Origin of the sequence: Streptomyces sp. NPDC002328 (assembly GCF_042890065.1) — a bacterium.
GTDB lineage: Bacteria > Actinomycetota > Actinomycetes > Streptomycetales > Streptomycetaceae > Streptomyces.
In genome coordinates this window covers 94,754-119,989 of the sequence record NZ_JBIARQ010000021.1, presented here as the reverse complement: position 1 = coordinate 119,989, position 25,236 = coordinate 94,754, and the positions used below count along the sequence as shown (strand labels likewise).

The 25,236-nt window shown below is 73.0% G+C and carries 20 protein-coding genes and 1 riboswitch; of the genes, 11 read left to right on the top strand and 9 right to left on the bottom strand.

The window, feature by feature from the left end; genetic code table 11:
* Positions 1-28: 28 nt before the first annotated feature.
* The 4 genes from ACFYX4_RS35285 to ACFYX4_RS35270 form a co-directional block, all read right to left on the bottom strand.
* Positions 29-709, bottom strand: coding sequence for a response regulator (locus ACFYX4_RS35285; protein ID WP_389342387.1), 681 nt, complete (start codon positions 707-709; stop codon positions 29-31).
* On the bottom strand, positions 706-2,400 hold the full coding sequence (locus tag ACFYX4_RS35280) for an ATP-binding protein (protein ID WP_389342384.1): 1,695 nt from the start codon (positions 2,398-2,400) through the stop codon (positions 706-708). The genes ACFYX4_RS35285 and ACFYX4_RS35280 overlap by 4 nt, the downstream gene beginning before the upstream one ends.
* 449 nt (positions 2,401-2,849) lie before the next feature.
* Complete coding sequence (locus ACFYX4_RS35275) at positions 2,850-3,794, bottom strand: sucrase ferredoxin (RefSeq protein WP_389342381.1); 945 nt, start codon at positions 3,792-3,794, stop codon at positions 2,850-2,852.
* A gap of 108 nt (positions 3,795-3,902) precedes the next feature.
* The gene (locus ACFYX4_RS35270; RefSeq protein ID WP_389342378.1) at positions 3,903-5,159 is read right to left on the bottom strand and encodes a citrate/2-methylcitrate synthase; all 1,257 of its coding nucleotides are present in this window, start codon (positions 5,157-5,159) and stop codon (positions 3,903-3,905) included.
* Between the two features lie 99 nt (positions 5,160-5,258).
* Between ACFYX4_RS35270 and ACFYX4_RS35265 the strand changes: the two genes are divergently transcribed.
* Entirely contained in the window at positions 5,259-6,434 is a 1,176-nt protein-coding gene (locus ACFYX4_RS35265) for a citrate synthase (protein WP_389342375.1), read from the top strand.
* A 142-nt stretch (positions 6,435-6,576) separates the two neighbouring features.
* Here ACFYX4_RS35265 and ACFYX4_RS35260 read toward each other — a convergent pair whose 3' ends face one another.
* Together ACFYX4_RS35260 and ACFYX4_RS35255 are read right to left on the bottom strand one after the other, a co-directional pair.
* A complete protein-coding gene (locus tag ACFYX4_RS35260; protein ID WP_389342372.1) occupies positions 6,577-6,813 on the bottom strand; it encodes a hypothetical protein in 237 nt (78 codons plus the stop codon).
* A 140-nt stretch (positions 6,814-6,953) separates the two neighbouring features.
* Positions 6,954-7,505, bottom strand: coding sequence for a DUF6082 family protein (locus tag ACFYX4_RS35255; protein WP_389342369.1), 552 nt, complete (start codon positions 7,503-7,505; stop codon positions 6,954-6,956).
* Positions 7,506-7,827: 322 nt separating this feature from the next.
* Here ACFYX4_RS35255 and ACFYX4_RS35250 point away from each other — a divergent pair, with 322 nt between their 5' ends.
* On the top strand, positions 7,828-8,892 hold the full coding sequence (locus ACFYX4_RS35250) for a CobW family GTP-binding protein (protein ID WP_389342366.1): 1,065 nt from the start codon (positions 7,828-7,830) through the stop codon (positions 8,890-8,892).
* A 281-nt stretch (positions 8,893-9,173) separates the two neighbouring features.
* Here the strand turns inward: ACFYX4_RS35250 and ACFYX4_RS35245 are convergent, their stop codons facing one another.
* On the bottom strand, positions 9,174-11,630 hold the full coding sequence (locus tag ACFYX4_RS35245) for a DNA topoisomerase (ATP-hydrolyzing) subunit A (protein WP_389342363.1): 2,457 nt from the start codon (positions 11,628-11,630) through the stop codon (positions 9,174-9,176).
* A gap of 313 nt (positions 11,631-11,943) precedes the next feature.
* On the opposite strand from ACFYX4_RS35245, the gene ACFYX4_RS35240 reads away from it, so the two are divergent.
* The 4 genes from ACFYX4_RS35240 to ACFYX4_RS35225 all read left to right on the top strand — a co-directional run bounded on the left by ACFYX4_RS35240 (position 11,944) and on the right by ACFYX4_RS35225 (position 16,753).
* A complete protein-coding gene (locus ACFYX4_RS35240; RefSeq protein WP_389342417.1) occupies positions 11,944-13,317 on the top strand; it encodes a M16 family metallopeptidase in 1,374 nt (457 codons plus the stop codon).
* Complete coding sequence (locus ACFYX4_RS35235) at positions 13,314-14,702, top strand: M16 family metallopeptidase (RefSeq protein WP_389342360.1); 1,389 nt, start codon at positions 13,314-13,316, stop codon at positions 14,700-14,702. Before ACFYX4_RS35240 ends, ACFYX4_RS35235 begins: the two co-directional genes overlap by 4 nt.
* Before the next feature lie 226 nt (positions 14,703-14,928).
* A riboswitch (cyclic di-AMP (ydaO/yuaA leader) is annotated at positions 14,929-15,096 on the top strand.
* Positions 15,097-15,109: 13 nt separating this feature from the next.
* A complete protein-coding gene (locus ACFYX4_RS35230) occupies positions 15,110-15,871 on the top strand; it encodes a M23 family metallopeptidase (RefSeq protein ID WP_389342357.1) in 762 nt (253 codons plus the stop codon).
* 189 nt (positions 15,872-16,060) lie between these two features.
* Positions 16,061-16,753: a GntR family transcriptional regulator gene (locus ACFYX4_RS35225; RefSeq protein WP_389342354.1), complete on the top strand. Its 693-nt coding sequence runs from the start codon at positions 16,061-16,063 to the stop codon at positions 16,751-16,753.
* Between the two features lie 259 nt (positions 16,754-17,012).
* On the opposite strand, the gene ACFYX4_RS35220 is transcribed toward ACFYX4_RS35225, so the two are convergent.
* Complete coding sequence (locus ACFYX4_RS35220; RefSeq protein WP_014675499.1) at positions 17,013-17,294, bottom strand: HPr family phosphocarrier protein; 282 nt, start codon at positions 17,292-17,294, stop codon at positions 17,013-17,015.
* Between the two features lie 179 nt (positions 17,295-17,473).
* Here ACFYX4_RS35220 and ACFYX4_RS35215 point away from each other — a divergent pair, with 179 nt between their 5' ends.
* The 4 genes from ACFYX4_RS35215 to ACFYX4_RS35200 are packed head-to-tail and all read left to right on the top strand — an operon-like array spanning position 17,474 to position 23,236.
* Entirely contained in the window at positions 17,474-20,701 is a 3,228-nt protein-coding gene (locus tag ACFYX4_RS35215; protein ID WP_389342349.1) for a GNAT family N-acetyltransferase, read from the top strand.
* A gap of 43 nt (positions 20,702-20,744) precedes the next feature.
* Positions 20,745-21,341: a DUF5998 family protein gene (locus ACFYX4_RS35210; protein ID WP_389342346.1), complete on the top strand. Its 597-nt coding sequence runs from the start codon at positions 20,745-20,747 to the stop codon at positions 21,339-21,341.
* Complete coding sequence (locus ACFYX4_RS35205) at positions 21,341-22,531, top strand: alkaline phosphatase family protein (RefSeq protein ID WP_389342343.1); 1,191 nt, start codon at positions 21,341-21,343, stop codon at positions 22,529-22,531. Before ACFYX4_RS35210 ends, ACFYX4_RS35205 begins: the two co-directional genes overlap by 1 nt.
* 57 nt (positions 22,532-22,588) lie before the next feature.
* Entirely contained in the window at positions 22,589-23,236 is a 648-nt protein-coding gene (locus tag ACFYX4_RS35200) for a thymidine kinase (protein ID WP_389342340.1), read from the top strand.
* Between the two features lie 31 nt (positions 23,237-23,267).
* On the opposite strand, the gene ACFYX4_RS35195 is transcribed toward ACFYX4_RS35200, so the two are convergent.
* The gene (locus ACFYX4_RS35195) at positions 23,268-24,071 is read right to left on the bottom strand and encodes a VOC family protein (RefSeq protein WP_389342337.1); all 804 of its coding nucleotides are present in this window, start codon (positions 24,069-24,071) and stop codon (positions 23,268-23,270) included.
* 265 nt (positions 24,072-24,336) lie between these two features.
* Here ACFYX4_RS35195 and ACFYX4_RS35190 point away from each other — a divergent pair, with 265 nt between their 5' ends.
* Positions 24,337-25,188 (top strand): sulfurtransferase, encoded by an 852-nt coding sequence (locus tag ACFYX4_RS35190; protein WP_389342334.1) that lies wholly within the window; start codon positions 24,337-24,339, stop codon positions 25,186-25,188.
* Positions 25,189-25,236 lie beyond the last annotated feature (48 nt).

Here is a 25,236-nt window from a genome sequence, read left to right as displayed (position 1 = left end):
GCGGGCGGCTCGGGGAGGAGCCGTGGCCTCAGGCGCGGGTCGCCCACACGTAACGGTGTTCCGGGCGGCCCGCGTCGCCGTACTTCAGGGTCAGCCGGGCTCTCCCCGTGCGCTCCAGGAGCTTCAGATAGCGCTGGGCGGTCTGACGGCTCACCCCCGTCCGATCGGCGATCTCCTGGGCCGACAGGGGCCCTTCCGCGCTCATCAGGGACTGGCGCACGAGTTCGGCGGTGGTGGGGGAGTGCCCTTTGGGCAGTCCCGGCTCCGACGGGGCGGACAGCGCGCCGAAGATCCGGTCCACATCGGCCTGTTCGGCCTCGCCGCCGCCGTCGAGCGTGCGGCGCAGCTCGGCGTACGCCTCCAACTTGGCGCGTAGACCGGCGAAGTTGAACGGCTTCACCAGGTACTGGAGCGCGCCGTGCCGCATCGCCGCCTGCACCGTCGTGACGTCCCGCGCCGCCGTCACCATGATCACGTCCGTCTGGTGGCCGCGCCGGCGCATCTCCTGGACGACCTCCAGACCCGTCTCGTCGGGCAGGTAGTGGTCCAGCAGGATCAGGTCGACACGCGGCAGCGTCTCCAGCCGGTGCAGCGCCTCGGCCGCGTTGTGCGCCTCGCCGGCGACGTGGAAACCCGGCACCTTCCCGACGTACGCGGCGTTGACCTGGGCGACCCTGGTGTCGTCGTCCACGACCAGGACCTCGATCATCGCGACTCCTCTTCGGCTGTGCCCTTCGCGGATGCGGCCAGGGCGGGTTGCGGGGCGGGATCCGCGGCGGAGTCGAGGGCGGTCCCGGCCACCGCCTCGGGCAGGACGACGGTGAACTCGGCCCCTCCGCCGTGCGCCTCGCCGACGGACGCGCTGCCGCCCTGCCGCTCGGCGAGCCGGCGCACCAGGGAGAGCCCGATGCCGCGCTTGCCGTGCGCCGGCGGCTTCTTCGTGGACCAGCCCTCTGTGAACACCGACTCGCGGTGCTCCTCGGGGATCCCGGGACCCGTGTCCCGTACCCGCAGGACGGCGGTGTGCCCCTCGGCGCGCAGTTCGACCTCCACGCGTGCGTGCGGAGTGCCGGCGACGGCGTCGAGCGCGTTGTCGACCAGGTTGCCGACGACCGTGACCAGTCCGCGCGGGTCCACCAGACGGTCCGGCAGCCGGGTGCGGTCCGAGACGCGCAGCGCGACCCCGCGCTCGGCGGCGACGGTCGCCTTGCCGACGAGGAGGGCGGCGAGCAGCGGGTCCTCGATCTTCTCGGTGACCTGTTCAGCGGTCGCCCGGTGATCGCCGACCACCTCGCCGACGAACTCCACGGCGTCGTCGTACCGCTCCAGTTCGAGCAGCCCCAGCAGGGTGTGCATCCGGTTGGCGTGCTCGTGGTCCTGGGCGCGCAGCGCGTCGATCAGGCCGTGCGTCGAGTCGAGTTCACGGCCGAGCTGCTCCAGTTCGGTGCGGTCGCGCAGGGTGGCCACCGCGCCGCCGTCGTCGGTGGGCATGCGGTTGGCGATCAGGACGCGCTGTCCGCTCACGGCGAGCAGGTCGGTGCCGGTGACCCGGCCGGCCAGGACGTCGGCGGTCCGGCCCTCGCCGAGCGCCTCGTCGGGCGAGCGGCCTACCGCCTCCTCGCCGATGCCGAGGAGGCGCTGGGCCTCGTCGTTGAGGAGCCGGACGCGTCCGGCGCGGTCCAGGGCGACGACGCCCTCCCGGATGCCGTGCAGCATCGCCTCGCGTTCCGAGAGCAGCGCCGAGATATCGGAGAAGGCCAGGTCACGGGTCTGCCGGTGGACCCGCCGGGAGATCAGCCAGGCGGCCAGCGCGCCCACGGCCAGGGCGCCGCCGGCGTACGCGAACAGCCCGGGGATCGCGTGGATCAGCCGGGCGCGCACGCTGTCGTACTCGATGCCGACCGAGACCGCCCCGACGATCGTGCCGTCGCTGTCGCGCAGCGGCACCTTGCCGCGCGCCGAGCGGCCCAGGGTGCCGCTGTCGATCTCCATGACGTCCCGGCCGCTCAGGGCCTGGCTGGGGTCCGTCGAGACATGGCCGCCGACCTGCGTGGGATCGGCGTGCGACCAGCGCGTGCCGTGCAGGTCCATCACCACGACGTACTCGGCCCCGCTGGCCTCGCGGATGCGCTCCGCCTCCCGCTGCACGGGCCCGTCCACCGAGGGCGCCGTGTTCTGGAGGTCCTCGGCGATCTGCGGCACGGCCGCGGTGGTCTGGGCGATGGCGAGCGCGCGGCGCATCGCCTGGTCGTCCAGCTGATCGCTGAGCGGCGCGAGGAACAGCCCGGTGGCGAGCACCACGACTCCCGCGGCGATCGCCAACTGCATGAGCAGCACCTGCGAAACCATGCGCCGCGGCATGCCGAGACGCAGGCGACGGACGGGGGGAGTGGACCTCATACCCAAGAAGGTACGTGGACCCCCCACCCCAGCCGTAGAGATGTGTGGCACGGATCTCCCGACCAACACCCTCGACGCTCTCGACCCGGCGAATCAGATCGGTTGCCGCGGGGCAGCGGGCCAAGGGCAGCGGGTCGGTCAGCGGGTCAGCCGGGCGGCCAGGCCGCCGGACAGACAGGCAGCCAGCCAGACGGCCGGTCCGCGGGCGGCTAGGCAATCGGCCGGACAGCCAATCCGCCGGTCAGTCCCTCGGCCGGTCGGCCGACCCATGAGTCGGCCGGGGCCGATCGGTCGGGCAACCGGCCAGTCGGGCAGCCAGCAGGCCAGGCGGCCGTTGACCGCCGGCCGGCCAGCCGACGGTCAGCCGACCAGGCCGTCGGTCGCCAAGCCGTCGTAGTGAGCCCGCCAAGGCCGTGGCTGCGGGCAGCCCGCCGACTCCGTCGCCGGGGTCAGCCCGCCAAGGCCGTTGCCGGGGTCAGTTCGCGCACTGACTCCACCTCCATCTGGGCCGGGGAGCCCAGGACGGACGCGCCGCAGCTTTCCGGGCGGGGCGGGGCGGACGCGCCCTGGGTCACGACGACGCGCCAGTGGCGTCCGTCGGCGTGGGCGACGGTCACCTCCCAGCGCGGCGCCCCGCCGTACGTGCCGACGACGGCGAGGGCCTGCGCCGCGTACTCGCCGACGGCCCTCCGCACGGCCAGTTCCGCCGCCTGGCCGGGCCGCTCCCAGGCCGAGCACCCGCGGGAGCCCTCCACGACGATCCGCCCCTCCTGGGCGCCGTGCAGCACCTCCTTGAGGGTGTGCGCCTCCGCGCGGCCGTACGCGTACCCGTACGGCAGGACGAGCACGGTGGGCGAGAAGCGGTGCCCGCCCAGATGGGTGACCTCCCAGACGCCCTCCACGCCGGAGGCGGCGAGCTCGGCGGCGAGCGGGCGGCCCAGCAGCGCGCAGCAGCGGTCGCGCTTGCCGTTGGTGCAGACGAGCGCCAGCGGATCGCCGGTGTGCGGACGGCCGTCGAGCGCGGCGTCGAACGTGTGGTGGTCGCCCCGGCCGAGCGCGGCGAAGTCGATGTCGAGCAGCCGGCTCGGGTCGCTGGTCGTGGCGCTGCGGATCCACACCCGCCCGGGGACGGTGTGGGCGGCGTACACCCGGCGCAGCGGCGGCGTGCCGAAGTCGGCGTGCGGCCCTGGGCGGCGGATGAGCACGACGCGTACGCCCGTGTCCTTGGCGGCGGCCTCCAGGGCGCGGCCCAGCACGGGATCCAGCCGGCTCGAGACGAGCGCTTTCGCGCCCCAGGGGCCGGGTTGTTCCAGAAGGAGCCAGGTCGTCGCCGTTGCCGCGGTCCCGGACATGGGCTCACCGAGGTCCCGCGAGACGGACGTGCACGTACTCACAGAGGTGAGCCTAACCTGACTTCGCCCGAGGCGACTTCCGGGCCCACGCCAGTGGCCTCCGCGCGCCGCCACCGCCCTGCTCCGGCACAGCCCCACGCCCCCGCAGTCCTACTCCCGCACGCCCCGCACCGGCTCGGCCCCCACGTACTGCCCGCTCGGACGCATCCGCAGGGGACGCTCCCCGTACTCCTCCAGCGCGTGCGCGATCCACCCCGCCGTACGGGCGACGGCGAAGACGGTCTCGCCGGCCGAGGCCGCCATGCCGCACGACACGGTGAGCACGGCGAGCGCGAGGTCGACGTTGGCGTGCAGCGAGGCGTGGCGCGCGGTCGTGGCCACGATGTCGCGGGCCGCCGCCAGAGCGGGCGCGGCCTCGGGCACGTCCTCCAGGAGGGCGAAGAGCACGCGCGCGCGGGGATCCTCGCCCGGATAGAGCCGGTGCCCGAGGCCCGGGACGCGACGGCCGGACCGCAGCTCCTCGGCGATCACGGGCGCCGCCGACCCCTGTTCGAGCACGTCCAGCAACAGTCGGTGGGCGAGCCCGCTGGCCGCCCCGTGCAGAGGCCCCTCGAGCACGCCGAGCCCCGCCGAGACGGCCGCGTAGGTGTGCGCGCGGGCGCTCGCGGCGACGCGCACGGCGAGCGTCGAGGCGGCAAGGTCGTGGTCGACGAGCAGGCCGAGGGTCGTGTCGAGCACGTGCAGCGGAGCCTCGGCGGCGGGAAGCCTGCTCAGCCGGCCCCACAGGCGCTGCGCCACGGACCTGCCGTCCCGGTGGCCCGGCCGCCGCGTCGGCAGGGCCGCGACCAGCGTGGGGATGAGGGTGCGCGCGGTGCCCAGGACGGCGTCCTCGGACAGGTCGAAGCGCAGGGGATCGGCGACGGCGGCGGCCACCGCCGCGACCCGCAGCCGGTCGGTGGGACCGGCGTGCGCGGGCAGCGCGTCCACGGCGCGGCGGGCCGCGTCGATGGACGGGGCGGGCGCGGTGAAGGCGGCCCCGGGGCGGATCCGCCCCGTCCACAGCCATTCGGCGACCTCCTCGTAGCTGTGCCGGACGGCGAGTTCGGCGGCGTCGGCGCCCCGGTAGTAGTACCGGTCCTCCTCGATGAGCGTGAGACGCGTGCGCACGGACAGCTCCGCGCCGGGCGCCTGACTCGGGCCGCTGTCACGCCTGTTGCGCCGGGCGAGCGCCTCGACCTCACCGGCGTCGAAGGTGCTGCCCCGGCCCCCGGCCGTGCGCCGGCTGCTGAGCTGGCCGCGGCTGACGTACGCGTACACGGTCTCGGGTTTCACCCCGAGCAGCTCGGCGGCCTCCTTGGTGCTCAGCCGTCGCTCAGCGGGACCGCGGCCGGGTTCTTGATCGCGCATGAGGTCACCGTATCCACTCCGCCATACACATTGATTCAATCAATATTGACACTCATGAAGTCAATCATGGACAGTCGAATCAAGTCCAGGGAGGAAACCATGTCCGTCAACAGGTCCACAGCCGCACTCGTCGAGGTACCGCGAGGACTCGCCGGAGTCGTCGTCGCCGACACGGAGGTCGGTGATGTCCGGGGGCGCGAGGGCTTCTACCACTACCGGCAGTACTCGGCCGTGGAACTCGCCCGGACGCGCCGCTTCGAGGACGTCTGGCACCTCCTGATCCACGGCGCCCTGCCGGACGGACCGCGCGGCGACGCCTTCGCCGCCGAGACCGCGGCACTGCGCCGCCTGCCCGACGAGGTGACGCGGGCGCTGCCGGCCATCGCCGCCGCCGCGCAGGGCAACCCGCTCGCCGGCATGCGCACGGCGCTCTCGCTGCTGGGCGCGGCGAAGGGCTTCCGGCCGGTGTACGACGTCGACGCCGACCGGCGGCGCGAGGACACGGTCGTGGCGGCCGCGGCGGTGCCGACGCTGCTCACCGCGCTGTACCGGCTGGGCAAGGGACTGGAGCCCGTGGAGCCGCGCGAGGACCTCTCGTACGCGGCCGGCTATCTCCACATGCTGACGGGGGCCGAACCGGAACCGGAGCGGGCGAGGGCCGTCGAGCAGTACCTCATATCAACCATTGATCATGGCTTCAACGCGTCGACGTTCACCGCCAGGGTCATCGCCTCGACCGGCGCGGACGTGGCCGCCTGCCTGGTCGGGGCGGTGGGCGCGCTGTCGGGGCCCCTGCACGGTGGCGCGCCCAGCCGGGCGCTGGACACCCTGGACGCGATCGGCACGCCCGACCGTGTCGACGAGTGGATCCGTGCACGCGTCCTCGCCGGTGAGCGCATCATGGGCTTCGGCCACGCCGTCTACCGCACCGAGGACCCGCGCTCACGGATGCTCCGCGAGATCGCCCAGAGCTTCGGCGGCCCGCGCGTCGCCTTCGCCGTCGAGGTCGAACGACGGGTGGAGGCGATCCTCGCGGAGCTGAAGCCGGGGCGGGAACTGCACACCAACGTGGAGTTCTACGCGGGCGTCGTCATGGAACTGTGCGGTCTGCCCCGCGAGATGTTCACCCCGACCTTCGCGGCGGCCCGGTCGGTGGGCTGGAGCGCGAACATCCTGGAACAGGCCCAGGACCCGAAGATCATCCGTCCGGCCGCGCGGTACGTGGGCCCGCAGGCGCCGGTGGCGGTCCCGCAGGCGGTGCCGGGGGCGGCCTGAGAAACGCGGAAGGTCCGGCACACGTGAGGTGCCGGACCGTCTGGACGCTCGCCGCCCGGCGGGCGGGCCGCCGGGCCGACGGGCCGCCGGGCGGGAGGGCGAGCGGGTGGCCGGGCGCGGACCGCGGCGGGCTTTCGCCCGCTCAGGCGTCGGGGATGTCCGCCTTGGCGCGGATCAGGGTCTCCCGGCTCACGATCACGATGCGTTCGTACTCCGCCCGGGAGGCGTCGGCGGGCAGCTCACGCTCGAGCGCCGCGGTGGCCTCGGTGCCGATCACGGCGAAGTTCCCGTCGCTCAGCTCGAAGAGGTCCGGGCAGTTGGCTCCCGAGGCACTGCCACGGGCGCTCGGAGGCACACCGATACGGCGCACGATCTTCAAAGGTACCGGTCCTTAGGGAAAACGGACTGACGTATGACCGCAGTCATGTTAAGAGGCCCAGGGGGCCCACGGGTCCGCATGGGCAAAAGTGCCTCAGCGTGTCGCGGAACCGGCGCGGGACGCGGCGCGCAGGTGTGCGATCAGGCGGGCGGCGGGTTCCCCACCACCCACCACTCGTCGGTGTCCGCCTCGTCGAGGTCCTTGATCAGACCGTCGACCATGCGCCCGATCCGGGCCTCGTCGGAGGACTGCTTCAGCGTGGCGCGCTGGCCTTTCGAGGCCTCCCAGTACTCCCTGATCAGCGGGATGGTGAAGAGCTCCCGCAGATGCCCGTACAGCTCCTCCTGGTCCAACAGGCCCGTCCGGTAGAGGTGGTAGAGGTTGACGTACCAGGCGTTGGCGAAGAAGAACTGCCGACGCTTCTGCGCCGGGATGCTCTGGTCGTACGTGTCGATCACCGCGGCCAGGGAGGGGTCGTCGATCGCTTTGGCCAGCAGTTCCCAGTGCATGCGCTGCTGATGCGCCAACGCCTCGCGCCGGGAGGCCAGTTCCTCGAGTTCCAGTCGCCTCACCTGGAGACGGACCTCTTCCAGCCGCCGTCGACGCGCGGCCAGCGCGGCTGCCGCGGCGGCGAGCGTCAGACCGGCCGCGACCGAACCCAGCCTCCCCGCCTTGCTCCTCTGTGTGGCCATGTCAACCCCCGATTCAGGCGGCCGTCAGCCGGTCGTCGGATACGGGCGGGCGTGACGGGGACCGGCGAGCGGTGGGCGGCGCTCGCCGTCTCCCAGGGTGCCGAGCGGCTCTGATCGGCGGGGAGGCGGAGGGGAAGGCGCACGGAGGGAAGCGAGGGTCGCACGCCACAGCGCCTTGCCTGACGTCTGCCCCGCGAAGGCTGCTAACAATCGTTCACTTCGCGGTGTTTCCCACGGCTCGTATCCTGGCCCGGCATGTCAGTCCCCGCCCGTGCGCCGGACCGTGAGCCGGTGCACGCGTGGGTGTCAGAGAGGTCGCACGTTGTCGCAGAGCCGTACCCCGCAGCAGATCCCGGTCGTCGTTCTCGCCGGATTCCTCGGCTCCGGAAAGACGACCCTGCTGAACCATCTCCTCCACCGCAGCGGGGGCAGCCGGATCGGCGCCGTCGTGAACGACTTCGGCGCGATCGAGATCGACGCCATGGCCGTGGCCGGCGCGCTCGGCGACTCCACCGTCTCCCTCGGCAACGGCTGCCTGTGCTGCGCCGTCGACGCGAGTGAGCTCGACGTCTACCTCGAACGGCTCGCCCGGCCGGCCGCCGGCATCGACGTGATCGTGATCGAGGCCAGCGGGCTCGCCGAGCCCCAGGAACTCGTCCGGATGCTGCTGGCCAGCGAGCACCCGGGGATCGTGTACGGCGGGCTCGTCGAGGTCGTCGACGCCGCCGAGTTCGACGACACGCGCGCCAAGCACCCGGAGATCGACCGGCACCTCGCCCTCGCGGACCTGGTCGTCGTGAACAAGCTCGACCGGGTGCCCGACGCCGACCGCGTCCTCGGCCTCGTCCGCTCCCTCACCGACCGCGCCGCCGTCGTCCCCGCCGTCCACGGCCGCATCGACCCGGAGTTCCTCTTCGACTGCCGGCCGAGCGAGGAGCGCGTCGGGCAACTGTCCTTCGACGACCTACACCGCCCCGCGGACCACGGGGGCCACGCCGATCACCTGCACGCCGCCTACGACAGCGTCTCGTTCGTCTCCGACGTCCCCCTGGACCCCCGCCGCACGATGGCGTTCCTGGACAGCCGCCCCGAGGGGCTGTACCGGATCAAGGGGTACGTCGACTTCGGCCCGCACGACCCGGCCAACCGGTACGCCGTGCACGCCGTCGGCCGCTTCCTGCGCTTCTACCCGGAGCCCTGGGGACGGGAGCCGGCGGAGGCGCGCCTCACCCAGCTCGTCCTCATCGGCACCGACACCGACGCCACCGCCCTCACCGGCGAACTGGAGGCGTGCAGGACGTCCGCGCGGCAGGCCGACGACCACGCGATGTGGGGCGTCCTGCGCTACGTGCAGGACCCCGAGGCCCAGACCTCCGAAAACACCTAGAACCTCCCGCCCAGCCAAACAAAGTCCGTACCCGCCGCCGCCCACGGGATGCACCTGGAGGCGATGACCAGCGCCCGCAAGGCCAACCGCGACCGCCGGTCACGCCGGGGCCTGCCAACCGGCGGGCGGCCGCCGGTCACGCCGACCGCTCACCGGCCACACCGGCGGCCATCAGCCATCAGCCTCCGGCCACCGATGAGGCCACCCCGGCGCAACAAAGGCCGACCCGACGCCAGGAAGCCTGCCCCTCACCGAGGAGCCCGCAGCCCGCGCCGCGCCCCCTACACCGGCCCCGCCACCACCCCCACCGTCTTGGCCAAGGAGACTCCCGAGCCGTCGCGGCGGGGGTCCATTTCCGGCAGTTCGGCCGGTAGGCCGTTCTTCTGGGCGGCGCGGGCCGGGAGGGGGCCCGCCCAGGCCAGGGACAGGCAGTCCTCGCCCTTCAGGAACCGCTGGCAGCGCACACCGCCGGTGGCGCGGCCCTTGCGCGGGTACTGGTCGAACGGGGTCAGCTTGGCGGTCGTCTGGACCGAGTCGTCCAGCGTGCCCCGTGAGCCCGCGACGGTGAAGACCACCGCTTCCGCCGCCGGATCCACCGCGGTGAACGAGATCACCTTGGCGCCCTCGGCGAGCTTGATGCCGGCCATGCCGCCCGCCGCCCGGCCCTGCGGACGGACCTGCGCGGCCTGGTATCGCAGCAACTGGGCGTCGTCCGTGATGAAGACCAGGTCCTCCTCGCCCGAGCGCAGCTCCACCGCGCCGACGATCCGGTCGCCCTCTCTGAGGGTGATGACCTCCAACTCCTCCTTGTTGGACGGATAGTCGGGCACCACCCGCTTGACCACGCCCTGCGCGGTGCCGATCGCCAGCCCCGGGGAGGCCTCGTCGAGGGTGGTCAGACAGACCACCGTCTCGTCGCCCTCCAGGGAGACGAACTCCGCGACCGGCGCGCCGCCCGAGAGGTTCGGCGCCGACGCCGTGTCCGGGAGCTGCGGCAGGTCGACGACGTTGATCCGCAGCAGACGCCCCGTCGAGGTGACCGCGCCGATCTCCCCGCGCGCGGTGGCCGGCGCCGCCGAGACGATCACGTCGTGCTTGGTGCGCCGCACGTCCTCGTCCTCCGCGAAGGGCTCGCCGTTCGCCGTGCGGGCCAGCAGCCCCGTCGAGGAGAGCAGCACCCGGCACGGGTCGTCGGCCACCTGGAGCGGCACGACGGCCGCGGGCGTGCCCGACGACTCCAGCAGGACCGTACGCCGCTCGGTGCCGAACTTCTTGGTGACAGCCGCCAGTTCGGCCGAGACCAGCTTGCGCAGCTCCGCGTCCGACTCCAGGATCCGGGTCAGCTCGGCGATCTCCTCGTTGAGCTTCTCCTTCTCCGCCTCCAGCTCGATGCGGTCGTACCTGGTCAGCCGGCGCAGCGGCGTGTCCAGGATGTACTGCGTCTGGGTCTCCGACAGCGAGAAGCGCTCCATCAGGCGCTCCTTGGCCTGGGCGCTGTTGTCGCTGGAGCGGATCAGACGGATGACCTCGTCGATGTCGACGAGGGCCGTCAGCAGGCCCTCCACCAGGTGGAGACGGTCGCGCCGCTTGGTGCGACGGAACTCGCTGCGCCGCCGCACGACCTCGAAGCGGTGGTCGAGGTAGACCTCCAGGAGCTCCTTCAGGCCCAGCGTGAGCGGCTGGCCGTCCACCAGCGCCACGTTGTTGATGCCGAAGGACTCCTCCATCGGCGTCAGCTTGTAGAGCTGCTCCAGGACCGCCTCCGGCACGAAGCCGTTCTTGATCTCGATGACCAGGCGCAGGCCGTGCTCGCGGTCGGTGAGGTCCTTGACGTCGGCGATGCCCTGGATCTTCTTCGACCCGACCAGATCCTTGATCTTGGCGATGACCTTCTCGGGGCCGACGGCGAACGGCAGTTCCGTGACCACCAGGCCCTTGCGGCGGGCCGTGACGGTCTCCACCGACACCGTGGCGCGGATCTTGAAGGTGCCGCGGCCCGTCTCGTACGCGTCGCGGATGCCGGCCAGGCCGACGATGCGGCCGCCGGTGGGCAGGTCGGGGCCCGGGACGTACTTCATGAGGGCGTCGAGATCCGCGTTCGGGTGGCGGATCAGATGGCGGGCGGCCGCGACGACCTCGGCCAGGTTGTGCGGCGGCATGTTGGTGGCCATGCCGACCGCGATCCCGGAGGAGCCGTTGACCAGGAGGTTCGGGAAGGCGGCGGGCAGTGCCACCGGCTCCTGCTCCTGGCCGTCGTAGTTGGGCGTGAAGTCGACCGTGTCCTCGTCGATCGACTCCGTCATCAGGCTCGTCGCCGCGGCCTGACGGCACTCGGTGTACCGCATGGCGGCCGGCGGGTCGTCGTTGCCCAGCGAGCCGAAGTTGCCGTGGCCGTCGACCAGCGGCACGCGCATGGAGAACGGCTGGGCCATGCGCACCAGGGCGTCGTAGATCGACGCGTCGCCGTGCGGATGCAGCTTGCCCATGACCTCGCCGACGACGCGGGCGCACTTCACATAGCCGCGGTCGGGGCGCAGGCCCATCTCGGCCATCTGGTACACGATGCGGCGATGCACTGGCTTGAGGCCGTCGCGGGCGTCCGGCAGGGCGCGGGAGTAGATGACCGAGTACGCGTACTCGAGGAAGGAGCCCTGCATCTCGTCGACGACGTCGATGTCGAGGATCTTCTCCTCGTACGAATCGTCGGGAGGTGGGGTCTTCGTGCTGCGGCGGGCCATCGCTGCCGGCTCCTCCTGTGTTCTGGTCGCTCGCCTGCGGGGCGCTCGCGTGCTGAGGCGTGTGACGGGATCTGACGCGGACCATTGTGGACCGTGGCACTGACAGCGCGGTCCGGGACCCGGGCACCGACCTCGGACCCCGTGCGGACCGGCACCTCCTCCACGGCTGCCCGCAGGCTACGCGATCTCGCTCTCGGCGTACGTCCTCCGGGAACTTCGCCGAGGCCGCGCACGCTTGCATACAGTGGCAGGACCGGCAGGAAAACCGCGGTTTCGACGACCGCGTCCGCGATCGGAAGGGACGTACATGCCCATGGGTCACACGGCCACAGCCCAGGCAGGCTCCGGGGGCCTGACAGCGACCGAGCACCGCCTGGCCAACGGCCTTCGCGTGGTGCTCTCCGAGGACCACCTGACCCCCGTCGCGGCGGTGTGCCTCTGGTACGACGTCGGCTCGCGCCACGAAGTCAAGGGGCGTACCGGACTTGCTCACCTCTTCGAGCACCTGATGTTCCAGGGCTCCGCCCAGGTCAAGGGCAACGGGCACTTCGAGCTGGTCCAGGGCGCGGGCGGCTCCCTCAACGGCACCACGAGCTTCGAGCGCACCAACTACTTCGAGACCATGCCCGCCCACCAGCTGGAGCTCGCCCTCTGGCTGGAGGCCGACCGCATGGGCTCGCTGCTGACCGCCCTGGACGACGAGTCCATGGAGAACCAGCGCGACGTCGTCAAGAACGAGCGCCGCCAGCGCTACGACAACGTGCCCTACGGCACCGCCTTCGAGAAGCTGACCGCCCTCGCCTACCCGGAGGGCCACCCCTACCACCACACGCCGATCGGCTCCATGGCCGACCTGGACGCGGCGACGCTGGAGGACGCGCGCGCGTTCTTCCGCACGTACTACGCGCCCAACAACGCCGTCCTGTCCGTGGTCGGCGACATCGACCCCGAGCGGACGCTCGCCTGGATCGAGAAGTACTTCGGATCCATCCCCGGCCACGACGGCAAGCCCCAGCCGCGGGACGGCGCGCTGCCGGAGGTCATCGGCGAGCAGCTGCGCGAGGTCGTCGAGGAGGAGGTCCCCGCGCGCGCCCTGATGGCCGCCTACCGCCTCCCCGAGGACGGCACGCGTGCGTGCGACGCGGTCGACCTGGCGCTCACCGTCCTCGGCGGCGGCGAGTCCTCCCGCCTGTACAACCGCCTCGTGCGCCGCGACCGCACGGCGGTGGCGGCCGGCTTCGGCCTGCTGCGGCTCGCGGGAGCGCCCTCCCTGGGCTGGCTGGACGTGAAGACCTCCGGCGACGTCGAGGTGCCCGTCATCGAGGCCGCCATCGACGAGGAGCTCGCCCGGTTCGCCGCGGAGGGCCCCACGGACGAGGAAATGGAGCGCGCCCAGGCGCAGTTGGAGCGCGAGTGGCTGGACCGCCTCGGCACGGTAGCCGGCCGCGCCGACGAACTGTGCCGGTTCGCCGTGCTGTTCGGCGACCCGCAGCTAGCCCTGACCGCCGTCCAGCGGGTGCTGGACGTGACGGCGGACGAGGTGCGGGAGATCGCCGGCGCCCGGCTGCGCCCCGACAACCGCGCCGTGCTGGTCTACGAGCCCACTGAGGGCGCCGAGAGCCCCGAGAGCGCCGAAGGCGCCGAGAACGCCGCCGACGAGGACGAGAACGAGGAGGCGGCCAAGTGACCGAGCTCGCCACGATGGACTTCCACCCCCAGCCGCAGGCGGGCGACGCCAAGCCGTGGGCGTTCCCGGCCCCCGAGCGCGGGACCCTCGACAACGGGCTGACCGTCCTGCACTGCCACCGCCCCGGACAGCAGGTAGTCGCCGTCGAGGTCCTCCTCGACGCGCCGCTGGACGCCGAGCCGGCCGGCCTGGACGGCGTCGCCACGATCATGGCGCGGGCCTTCTCCGAGGGCACCGACAAGCACTCCGCCGAGGAGTTCGCCGCCGAGCTGGAGCGCTGCGGCGCCACCCTCGACGCCCACGCCGACCACCCCGGCGTCCGCATCAGCCTGGAGGTGCCCGCCTCCCGCCTGGCCAAGGCCCTCGGCCTGATCGCCGACGCCCTCAGGGCGCCCGCGTTCGCCGACAGCGAGGTCGAGCGCCTCGTCCGCAACCGCCTGGACGAGATCCCGCACGAGCTGGCCAACCCCTCCCGGCGCGCCGCCAAGGAGCTCTCCAAGGAGCTGTTCCCGGCCGACGCGCGGATGTCGCGCCCCCGCCAGGGCACCGCGGAGACGGTCGAGAGCATCGACTCCGCGGCCGTCCGCGCCTTCTACGAGAAGCACGTCCGCCCCGCCACGGCCACCGTCGTCGTCGTCGGCGACCTCACCGACATCGACCTGGCGGCGCTCCTCGGCGACACCCTGGGCGCCTGGACGGGCTCCGCGGCCGAGCCGCGGCCCGTGCCGCCGGTGACCGCCGACGACACCGGCCGGGTCGTCATCGTGGACCGCCCCGGAGCCGTCCAGACGCAGCTGCTGATCGGCCGCATCGGACCGGACCGGCACGCACGCGTGTGGCCCGCGCAGGTGCTCGGCACGTACTGCCTCGGCGGCACCCTCACCTCCCGGCTGGACCGCGTCCTGCGCGAGGAGAAGGGCTACACCTACGGCGTGCGCGCCTTCGGCCAGGTCCTGCGGTCCGCGCCGGACGGCTCGGGCGCCTCGATGCTCGCCATCAGCGGCTCGGTCGACACCCCCAACACCGGCCCCGCGCTGGACGACCTCTGGAAGGTGCTGCGCACGCTCGCCGAGGGCGGTCTGACCGACGCCGAGCGCGATGTCGCCGTGCAGAACCTGGTCGGCGTCGCGCCGCTCAAGTACGAGACGGCCGCGGCCGTCGCCGGCACCCTGGCCGACCAGGTCGAGCAGCACCTGCCTGACGACTACCAGGCGACGCTGTACCAGCAGCTCGCCGCCACCGGCACCGTGGAGGCCACCGCGGCCGCCGTGAGCGCCTTCCCGGGCGACCGCCTGGTGACCGTCCTCGTCGGTGACGCGGCGCAGATCAAGGCGCCGGTCGAGGCCCTCGGCATCGGCGAGGTGAAGGTCGTCACGGCCGAGTAGGACGCGCTCCGCGCGACGCGCGCGTGCTGACGCGACGTCATACGCGCGCCAGGGGCCCCGGTGACAGATGCGTCACCGGGGCCCTCTGATGTCCGAATTGAGGGAAAGGCTGCCTGTCTGCCCTGTGGCATGCGCTACAAAACGCGCGTTCCGTTTGGGGATTGACAGCGGCCGCGTCTAGTTTCATCCGGGCTGTTCGTCGGCAGTGCGCCGCATCCGCGGCACCGGACAGTCATCGCCGAGTCCCCGTACGGCGCGAGCCAGGGGAGCCGGGGACCCAACCATGAAGTCCCTGGGGTGAATCGGACGCCCGCGCGAGTCGCGAGGGGGTCCGTAGGAGACCTTCCTGCTCCGAACCCGTCAGCTAACCCGGTAGGCGAGAGGGAAGGAAAGGACCGCTCAACTTCATGGCGTTCACCTGCGCCACCGGGAAGCACCGTCGTCCCGGTCGGATGCGGCGCACCTCCGCGCGCGCGGCGAGCATCGCCGCACTGACCACCACCGGCGTCATCGGCACCGTCGCCTCCGGCTCCGCCCTCGCCGCCGAGCCCACGCCCTCCGTCGAACAGACCGGCCTCGTCCCCGTCGTGACCGTCGGCGACTCCGTCGCCGCGCAGATCGACGACCAGGCCGCCGCCCAGCAGCAGGCAGCCCAGGAGGCCGCCGAGCTCAAGAAGGCCGCCGCCGTGGCCGCCGCGAAGGTCGAGGAGGAGCGCGAGGCCAGGGCGCGCGCCGCCCGCGAGGCCGAGCGCAAGCGCCTCAACGCCTTCGTGTCGCCGATCAGCGGCTCGTATGTCTCCACCAGCTACAAGTCCGGCGGCTCCCTGTGGTCCTCCGGCAGCCACACCGGCATCGACTTCCACGCCTCCAGCGGCACCACCGTGCACGCCGTCGGACTCGGCACCGTCGTCGAGGCCGGCTGGGGCGGCTCCTACGGCAACGAGGTCGTCATCCGGATGAACGACGGCACCTACACCCAGTACGGTCACCTGTCCTCGATCGGCGTCTCGGTCGGCGACAAGGTCACCCCGGGCCAGAAGATCGGCGTGTCGGGCGCCACCGGCAACGTCACCGGCCCGCACCTGCACTTCGAGGCCCGCACCAGCGCGGAGTACGGCTCGGACATCGACCCGGTCGCCTACCTCCGCAAGCACGGCGTGAACGTCTGACGCCGCCAGGCGACAGATCCTTCAGCCCCGGCCCTTCCCGGCCGGGGCTTTCGCCGTTTCGGCGTCCCCGCTGTCCAAAAAATATCCCTGGATTCCGACCCGCCATCGGAAATTCCGGCTCATTGCAATAGAGTCACGGAACACACGTCAATCGTCGACGTTTCACGGGGATTAAGGCGGAGGTCCGTCATGCGTATTCCGGCGCACTCGGTGTGCACGGCCGTCCGGGACGACATCGTCGCGGGTGTCTACGAGCGCGGCAGCCGCCTCACCGAGGAACTCCTCGCGCGCCGCTACGGCGTCTCGCGCGTCCCCGTCCGCGAGGCACTGCGCACCCTGGAGGCGGAGGGCTTCGTCGTCACCCGCCGCCACGCGGGCGCGTGCGTCGCGGAACCGACCGAGCAGGAGGCCGCCGACCTCCTGGAGATGCGCATGCTCCTGGAGCCGCTCGGCGCCTCCCGGGCCGCCCAGCGGCGCACCGAGGCCCATCTGAAGGTGCTGCGCGGCCTCGTCCGGCTGGGCCAGGAGCGCGCCAGGAGGGGCAGCAGCGAGGATCTGCGCTCCCTGGGGAGCTGGTTCCACGAGACGCTCGCCCAGGCCTCCGGCAGCCACGCCCTGTCCTCGACGCTCACCCAGCTGCGTCACAAGATCGCCTGGATGTACGCGGTGGAGGCGCCGGCCAACCCGGTGGAGTCCTGGGCGGAGCACGGCGCGATCGTGGACGCGGTGGCGCGCGGCGACGGGGAGCGCGCGCGGACGATCACGGCGCTGCACGCCGAGCGCGCCACGTCCGCGCACCGCATGCGGATTCCCGGCGGGGACCGGCAGGAGCGTGTGAGGACTTCGCAACACGTCGTAAACATGTCGGGCCAGCGGCATTAACACGGGGGCCGTATACAAAGAAGTGATATTCGGCGGAGGCGTATTTCCGCTGCCCTTTTCCTCGCGCACCCATAATTCATCGGGGTGCGTTCTCCGCATGCCCACTGTCATGCCCGCGGGTATTTTCCGGACAGCCTCCGGCAATTCCGTCCGGCACCGCGAAAGGATGGACGGAGTGACGGTCGTGCGGGGCGGGAGAACGACGGAACCGCGCCGCCCGGGTGGGGCGACGCGGCTCCAGGGGTGCCGCGAGCGGGGCTCAGACGGTCTCGGGAAGCTCCTCGAGACCTTCGGAGACCAGCTTGGCCAGCCGGTCGAGAGCGGCGTCCGCGCCCTCGGCGTCGGAGGCGAGGACGATCTCCTCGCCGCCCTGCGCGCCCAGGCCGAGGACGGCCAGCATGGAGGCCGCGTTGACGGGGTTGCCGCCCGCCTTGGCGATCGTCACCGGGACGCCTGCGGCCGTGGCGGCTCGTACGAAGATGGAGGCGGGGCGGGCGTGGAGGCCCTCGGCCCAGCCGACGTTGACGCGGCGCTCAGCCATGTGATGCTGCCCTTCGCTGTTCAGGGTTGTCTAGACCAGTGTTCCACACGTGAAGCGTGCCCGGAACGGCCCTTCGGACCGTTCCGCCGTGGTCGTGGGGATCGCGGCCTCGACCCCACCTTCCGTCCTCCACAGACTGCCTCGCGCCGTTGTCGTACGCGAGCCGTACTCTGGGCCCCATGCAGAGCGCGCCGGACCGGCACGAGTACCCCGCCCACTGGGAAGCCGACGTGGTGCTGCGCGACGGCGGCACCGCGCGCATCCGCCCCATCACCGTCGATGACGCCGAGCGCCTGGTCAGCTTCTACGAGCAGGTGTCGGACGAGTCGAAGTACTACCGCTTCTTCGCGCCCTACCCGCGTCTGTCCGCCAAGGACGTCCACCGCTTCACGCACCACGACTTTGTGGACCGGGTGGGACTCGCGGCCACGGTCGGCGGCGAGTTCATCGCCACCGTACGCTATGACCGCATCGGCGCCGACGGCATGCCCGCCTCCGCCCCCGCCGACGAGGCCGAGGTCGCCTTCCTCGTGCAGGACGCCCACCAGGGCAGGGGCGTCGCCTCCGCGCTCCTGGAGCACATCGCGGCCGTCGCGCGCGAGCGCGGCATCCGCCGGTTCGCCGCCGAGGTGCTCCCCGCCAACAACAAGATGATCAAGGTGTTCACGGACGCCGGGTACACCCAGAAGCGCAGCTTCGAGGACGGTGTCGTCCGCCTGGAGTTCGACCTCGAACCCACCGAACGCTCCCTGGCCGTCCAACGCGCGCGTGAGCAGCGCGCCGAGGCCCACTCCGTGGGACGCCTGCTCGCGCCCGGCTCGGTCGCCGTGGTCGGCGTCGGCCGCGCGCCCGGCGGCGTCGGCCGCGGCGTCCTCGGCAACCTGCGGGAGGCGGGCTTCACCGGGCGCCTGTACGCGGTGAACAAGGCGTTCCCCGAGGACCTCAAGGAAGTCGACGGGGTGCCCGCCCACCGCTCGGTCCGCGAGATCGACGGACACGTCGATCTCGTGGTCGTCGCCGTCCCCGCCGAGCACGTGCCCGAAGTCGTCGCCGAATGCGGCGAACACGGCGTGCAGGGACTCGTCGTGCTCGCCGCCGGCTACGCCGAGAGCGGCCCCGAGGGGCGCGAGCGCCAACGCGAACTCGTCCGCCACGCACGCGCGTACGGGATGCGGATCATCGGCCCCAACGCCTTCGGCATCGTCAACACCTCCCCGAAGGTGCGGCTCAACGCCTCGCTGGCGCCCGAGATGCCGCGGCCCGGCCGCATCGGCCTGTTCGCCCAGTCCGGCGCGATCGGCATCGCCCTGCTGTCCCGGCTCCACCGGCGCGGCGGCGGCGTCACCGGCGTCACCGGCGTGTCCACGTTCGTCTCCTCCGGCAACCGCGCCGACGTCTCCGGCAACGACGTCCTCCAGTACTGGTACGAAGACCCCGACACCGACGTCGCCCTGATGTACCTGGAGTCCATCGGCAACCCCCGCAAGTTCACCCGCCTCGCGCGCCGTACGGCGGCGGCGAAGCCCCTGGTGGTCGTGCAGGGCGCCGGATCCGGCCCGCAGGGCCACGCCGTACGGGCCACGCGGCTGCCGCACGCGACCGTGTCCGCGCTGGTGCGGCAGGCCGGCGTGATCCGGGTGGACACCATCACCGAACTCGTGGACGCCGGCCTGCTGCTGGCCCGCCAGCCGCTGCCGGGCGGCCCCCGGGTCGCCATCCTCGGCAACTCCGAGTCGCTGGGACTGCTGACGTACGACGCGTGCCTCTCCGAGGGGCTGCGTCCGCTGCCGCCGCGCGACCTGACCACGGAAGCCACGGCCGAGGACTTCCACGCGGCGCTGACCCACGCCCTGGCCGACGAGGCCTGCGACGCGGTGGTGGTCACGGCGATCCCCTCGATCGGCGAGGCGTCGCCGGGGGACGCGGAGCTGGCCGAGGCGCTCCGCTCGGCCGCGGCGGCGGGCCCCGCCAAGCCGGTACTCGTCGTCCACGTGGAACTCGGCGGCCTAGCGGAAGCCCTGTCCGCCGCCACGAGCACAGCCCCCCGCGCGCGAGCCGCGACAGCGAACCCCCACACACCGACCACCCCTCAATCGCCGGTCCCGGGAGCCCCCGTCACGGGAGCCGCTGCTGGGGCACCTGCCCCGGGACTGTCCAGCTCCGGATCCCTCGCCCCTGGGGCACCGGCCACGGGAGCTGCCGGCACCGTAGCCCCCGGCCCCGAGGCCCCCGTCACAGGAGCCTCCGCTGCTGGAGCACCTGCTGCGGGACCGTCCAGCCCCGGATCCCTCGCCCCCGGAGCACCGGCCACCGGAGCCGCCGGCACCGGAGCGTCCAGCCCTGAAGCACCCGTCACCCCCGCCCCCGTCACCAACGTCCCCACCGCCAACGCCCCCGGCGCGGCCGCCCCCGCCACGTCCGCCCGCGCCGCAAACCCCCCGGCCGCGAATGCCCCAGCCGCGAGGGCCTCGACCACGCCTCCCCCCTCCACCGCGCCCCCCTCCACCGCGCCCCCCGTCTCCGAGACGCCCGCACCCGAAGGCGCCCACCTCATCCCCGCCTACCCCGCCGCCGAACGCGCGGTCCGTGCCCTTGCCGAAGCCGTGAAGTACGCGCACTGGCGGCGCGAGGCCGCCGATCCCGGCAAGGTGCCCGAGTACGACGACATCGACGAGAAGGGCGCGGCCCGGCTCATCGACGGGCTCCTCACGCGCGGGCAGGGCCTCACCCTGGGAGCCGACGAGACCTGCGAGCTGCTCGGCCGGTACGGCGTCGACGTGCGCCGGGCCATCCCCGCCCCCACCCCGGACGAGGCCGCCCGCGCCGCCGACGCCCTCGGCTACCCCGTCGCCCTCAAGGCCACCGCCCCCCACCTCCGCCACCGTGCCGACCTGGGCGGCGTCCGCCTCGACCTCGCCGACGAGGAACAACTGCGCCGCGCATACGCCGAGTTGACCGAGCTGTTCGGCCGGGCCGAGGAACTGCGCCCGGTCGTCCAGGCGATGGCCCCGCGCGGAGTCGACACGGTGGTCCGCGCGGTCATCGACCCGGCGGCCGGCGCGGTGCTCTCCTTCGGACTCGCCGGGGCCGCCTCGCAGCTGCTCGGGGACATGGCGCACCGCCTCGTCCCGGTCACCGACCGCGAGGCGGCCTCCCTGGTCCGGTCCATCCGGACCGCCCCGCTCCTGTTCGGCTGGCGCGGCTCCGCCCCCGTCGACACCCCCGCCCTGGAGGAACTCCTGCTGCGGGTGTCGAGGCTGGTCGACGACCATCCCGAGGTCGTCGCCGTCACGCTGGAGCCGGTCGTCGTCGCCCCGCAGGGCCTCAGCGTCCTCGGCGCCTCCGTCCGCCTCACGCCCCCGCCCGCCCGCGACGACCTCGGCCCGCGGACGCTCCCGTCCTACTGAAGCGGCCGTGAGCGTTCCCTCGCAGTCAGTGGGTCCCCGTAGGATGGACCGCATGGCCAAGACCAGTACGACGACCCAGGGGCTGCGTGCGGCGATCGAGCGCAGCGGCTACTACCCGGCCCTCGTGGCCGAGGCGGTGGAGGCCGCTGTGGGCGGCGAGCCCATCCGGTCGTACCTGGTCCACCAGGAGACCACCTTCGACCAGAACGAGGTGCGCCGGCACGTGACCGTGCTGGTCCTCACCGGCAACCGCTTCATCGTCAGCCACACCGACGAGCAGGCCGCCGACACCACCTCCCCGACGCCGTACGCCACGACGTCCACGGAGTCCGTGAAGCTCGGCCGGATCTCGTCGGTCGTCGTCAGCCGCGTGGTCGCCAACCCGGAGTCGTACGCCCCGGGCACCGTCCCGCGCGAGGTCGTGCTGACCATCGGCTGGGGCGCCGTCTCCCGCATCGACCTGGAGCCGGCCGCCTGCGGCGACCCCAACTGCGACGCCGACCACGGCTACACGGGCAACTCGACGGCGGACGACCTCAGCCTGCGCGTCAGCGAGGCGGGGGACGGCACGGAGACGGTGCGCCAGGCCCTCGCCTTCGCGCAGTCCCTCTCCGAGGCGACCGCGGACCCCACCCGCTGATGGCTGCCCCCGCCGCCTGGGACCACCCGGAACCCCTCGCCGTCGCCTCCGCGCCCGTCCCCGAGTACGGCTCCGGCTCCCTCGCCGACCTGCTGCCCACCCTGGCCGCCGGCATGGGCGTCCCCGGCATGACCGCGGCGATCACGGAACTGTCCCCGGCCGACCGCAACTGCGTCTTTCTGATCGACGGCCTCGGCTGGGAGCAGATCCGCTCCCACCCCGACGAGGCGCCCTACCTGCACGCGCTGCTCGGCAGCTCGCGCGGCGGCACCGGACGCCCGATCACCGCCGGCTTCCCCGCGACCACCGCGACTTCCCTCGCCTCCGTCGGCACCGGCCTCCCGCCCGGCGCGCACGGCCTGCCCGGCTACGCGGTGCGCAACCCCGCCACCGGCGAGCTGATGAACCAGCTCCGCTGGCAGCCGTGGACCCCGCCGGGCCCCTGGCAGCCGTACCCCACCGTCTTCCAGCTCGCCGACGCGGCCGGAGTGCACGCCGCCCAGGTGTCCTCGCCCCACTTCCAGACCACCCCGCTCACCAAGGTGGCGCTCAGCGGCGGCACGTTCCACGGCCGGCTGACCGGCGAGGAGCGCATGGACTTCGCGGCCGAGCAGCTCGCGGTCGGCGACCGCTCCCTCGTCTACACGTACTACGCCGAACTCGACGGCGCGGGGCACCGCTACGGCGTCGCCTCCGACACCTGGCGCGGCCAGCTCATGTACGTCGACCGGCTCGTCCAGCGCCTCGCCGAGCAACTCCCGCCGCGCAGCGCGCTCTACGTCACCGCCGACCACGGCATGGTCGACGTGCCCTTCGGCGAGCCGCACCGCATCGACTTCGACGAGGACTGGGAGCTGAGCGCCGGGGTCGCCCTGCTGGGCGGCGAGGGCCGCGCCCGTCACGTCTACGCCGTACCGGGCGCCGAGGACGACGTCCTGACCTGTTGGCGCGAGGTGCTCGGCGAGCAGTTCTGGGTGGCCTCGCGCGTCGAGGCCGTCGCCGCGGGCTGGTTCGGCCCCCAGCTCGACGAACGCGTGCACGACCGCCTCGGCGACGTGATCGCGGCCGCCCGGGACGACGTCCTGCTCATCGCCTCCGAGCGGGAGCCGAAGGAGTCGGCCATGGTCGGCAACCACGGCTCCATGACCCCCGCCGAACAGCTCGTCCCGCTGCTCGAAGTACGCTCCTGACGGCCCCCGGGCTCCCCACACCATCGACAGATCCCGCCGAAAGGTACGCAACTCCCCATGCCCGAGCTGGTGTTCTTCTCCGGAACCATGGACTGCGGGAAGTCGACGCTGGCTCTCCAGATAGAGCACAACCGCTCCGCGCGCGGCCTTCAAGGCATGATCTTCACCCGCGACGACCGCGCGGGCGAGGGCAAGCTCTCCTCCCGCCTCGGCCTGGTCACTGACGCCGTCGAGGTCGAGGACGGCCAGGACCTCTACGCCTACCTCGTCGACCACCTCTCCCAGGGCGGCCGGGCCGACTACGTGATCGCGGACGAGGCGCAGTTCCTCGCCGAGGAGCAGATCGACCAGCTCGCGCGCGTGGTCGACGACCTCGGCGTCGACGTCTACGCCTTCGGTATCACCACCGACTTCCGCTCCAAGCTGTTCCCCGGCTCGCAGCGGCTCGTCGAACTCGCCGACCGCGTCGAGGTGCTCCAGGTCGAGGCCCTGTGCTGGTGCGGGGCGCGGGCCACGCACAACGCCCGCACCGTCGGCGGCGTGATGGTCGTCGAGGGCGCCCAGGTCGTCATCGGCGACGTCAACCAGGCGGACACCATCGGCTACGAGGTCCTGTGCCGCCGGCACCACCGGCGCCGGATGACGGCGGCGACGGCCCACGCGGCGGCGCTGTCGCCCGACGTCCTGCCGATGCACCAGGTCTAGCCTCAGGGTCTGGTCTCAGGGCCGGCCCACGTCAGCGCGGGTCCTGGATCAGCGAGAAGCGGGCCCCCTCCGGATCGGCCACGCCCGCCACGCGCCCGTGCGCGCCGTCGCGCACCGGATGGAGGACGTGCCCGCCGAGGCCGACGACCCGCGCGAGCGCCTCGTCCGCGTCGGCCACCTCGAAGTACGTCATCCAGTGCGGCCCCCGGTCCCGGGGCAGCGCGGCGCCGACGCCCCGGATGCCGGCCACCGCCCGGCCGGCGATGTGCAGGGTCACGTAGTCCGTGTCGGCGGACGCCTCCGCCTCGCGCCCGTAGCCGAACACCGTCTCGTAGAACTTGGCGGCGCCCGCGGCCTCGTAGGTCGCCAGCTCGTTCCAGGCGGGGGTGCCGTGCACGCCGGTGAGGTCCGTGCCGAGGTGGGCCGCCGCCTGCCAGATCCCGAAGACCGCGCCGGAGGGGTCGGAGCCGATGGCCATGCGCCCCGCGTCGCCGGCGTCCAGCGGACCGACCCCGATGGTGCCGCCGCACAGGCGCACCGTCTCCGCGGTGGCGTCCACGTGGTCCGAGGCGAGGTACGGCGTCCAGGCGATCGGCAGATGCCGGTCCTGGGGGAGTTGGCCGATGCCGGCCACCTCACGGCCGTCGAGCAGCGCCCTCACATAGGGACCGAGCGGCTGCGGACCGGGTTGGAATTCCCAACCGAACAGCTCGGCGTAGAACTCCTGGGTCGCGGTCAGTCCGTGCACCATAAGGCTCACCCAACAGGGGGCGCCGGGGGCGTACCGGGCCTGTGGTGCGCCGTCCGGGCCGGCCGATCCGCGTGCCTCGGTCATCGTCACTCTCTTCTCGGCCCCTCTCGGTGGCCGGGTCGGTGCCCCGCGTCGTGCGCGCGTGCGGGGAGGAAGGGTGCCCCTGTGGAGTACCTCCTGTGGAGTACCTCCTGTGGGGTACCCCGTCCTCTCCGCGCGATGGCCGTCGGATGTCGATCGGCTGTACGCCATGTGCCCGATCCCGTACGCCTCGTGATCGGGGCCGTCCGGCCGAGCAGAGTAGCCGGACATGGACGACGGGGCCACCCCGTGCGCGAGGATGGTGGCCATGAACGCCATCATCTCCGCATCCGAACTCGCGAGCGACCTGGCGGGGGAGCGCCCGCCGGTCGTGCTCGACGTCCGCTGGCAGCTCACCCTGGCGAAGGCGTCCGGCGAGCCGCCGTTCGACGGCCCGGCCGCGTACGCCTCGGGGCACGTGCCCGGCGCCGTCTACGTCGACCTGGACCGTGAACTGGCCGGGACGCCCGGCACGGGCGGCCGTCACCCCCTGCCGGATCTGACGGAGTTCGGCGCCGCGATGCGCCGGGCGGGCGTGTCGGCGGCCCGGCCGGTCGTCGTGTACGACGGCGGTCAGGGCTGGGCGGCGGCACGCGCGTGGTGGCTGCTGCGCTGGACGGGTCACCCGGACGTGCGAGTCCTCGACGGCGGGTTGCCGTCGTGGGAGGGGCAGCTCCAGGTCGACGCACCCGTGCCCGCCGAAGGCGATTTCGAGCCCGCGCCGGACGACGAGGGCCTCCTCGACGCGGACGGGGCCGCGGCACTGGCCCGCTCCGGGGTGCTGCTCGACGCCCGCGCGGGGGAGCGGTACCGGGGCGAGGTGGAGCCGATCGACCGGGTCGGCGGGCATGTCCCGGGCGCGGTCTCCGCGCCCACGACCGAGAACGTGGGGCCGGACGGCCGCTTCCTACCGGCCGAGGAGCTGAGGGACCGTTTCAAGACGCTGGGGGCCTCCGAGGGCACGGCGGTGGGCGTCTACTGCGGCTCGGGCGTCTCCGGCGCGCACGAGGTGCTGGCGCTGGCCGTCGCGGGCGTTCCTGCGGCCCTGTACGTCGGTTCCTGGTCGGAGTGGTCCTCGGACCCGTCCCGTCCCGTCGCCGTGGGCCCCGACCCCCAGTGACCCCTGTCACGCGTGCGCGTACGGGAGGGCCGCACCGAACAGGTGCGG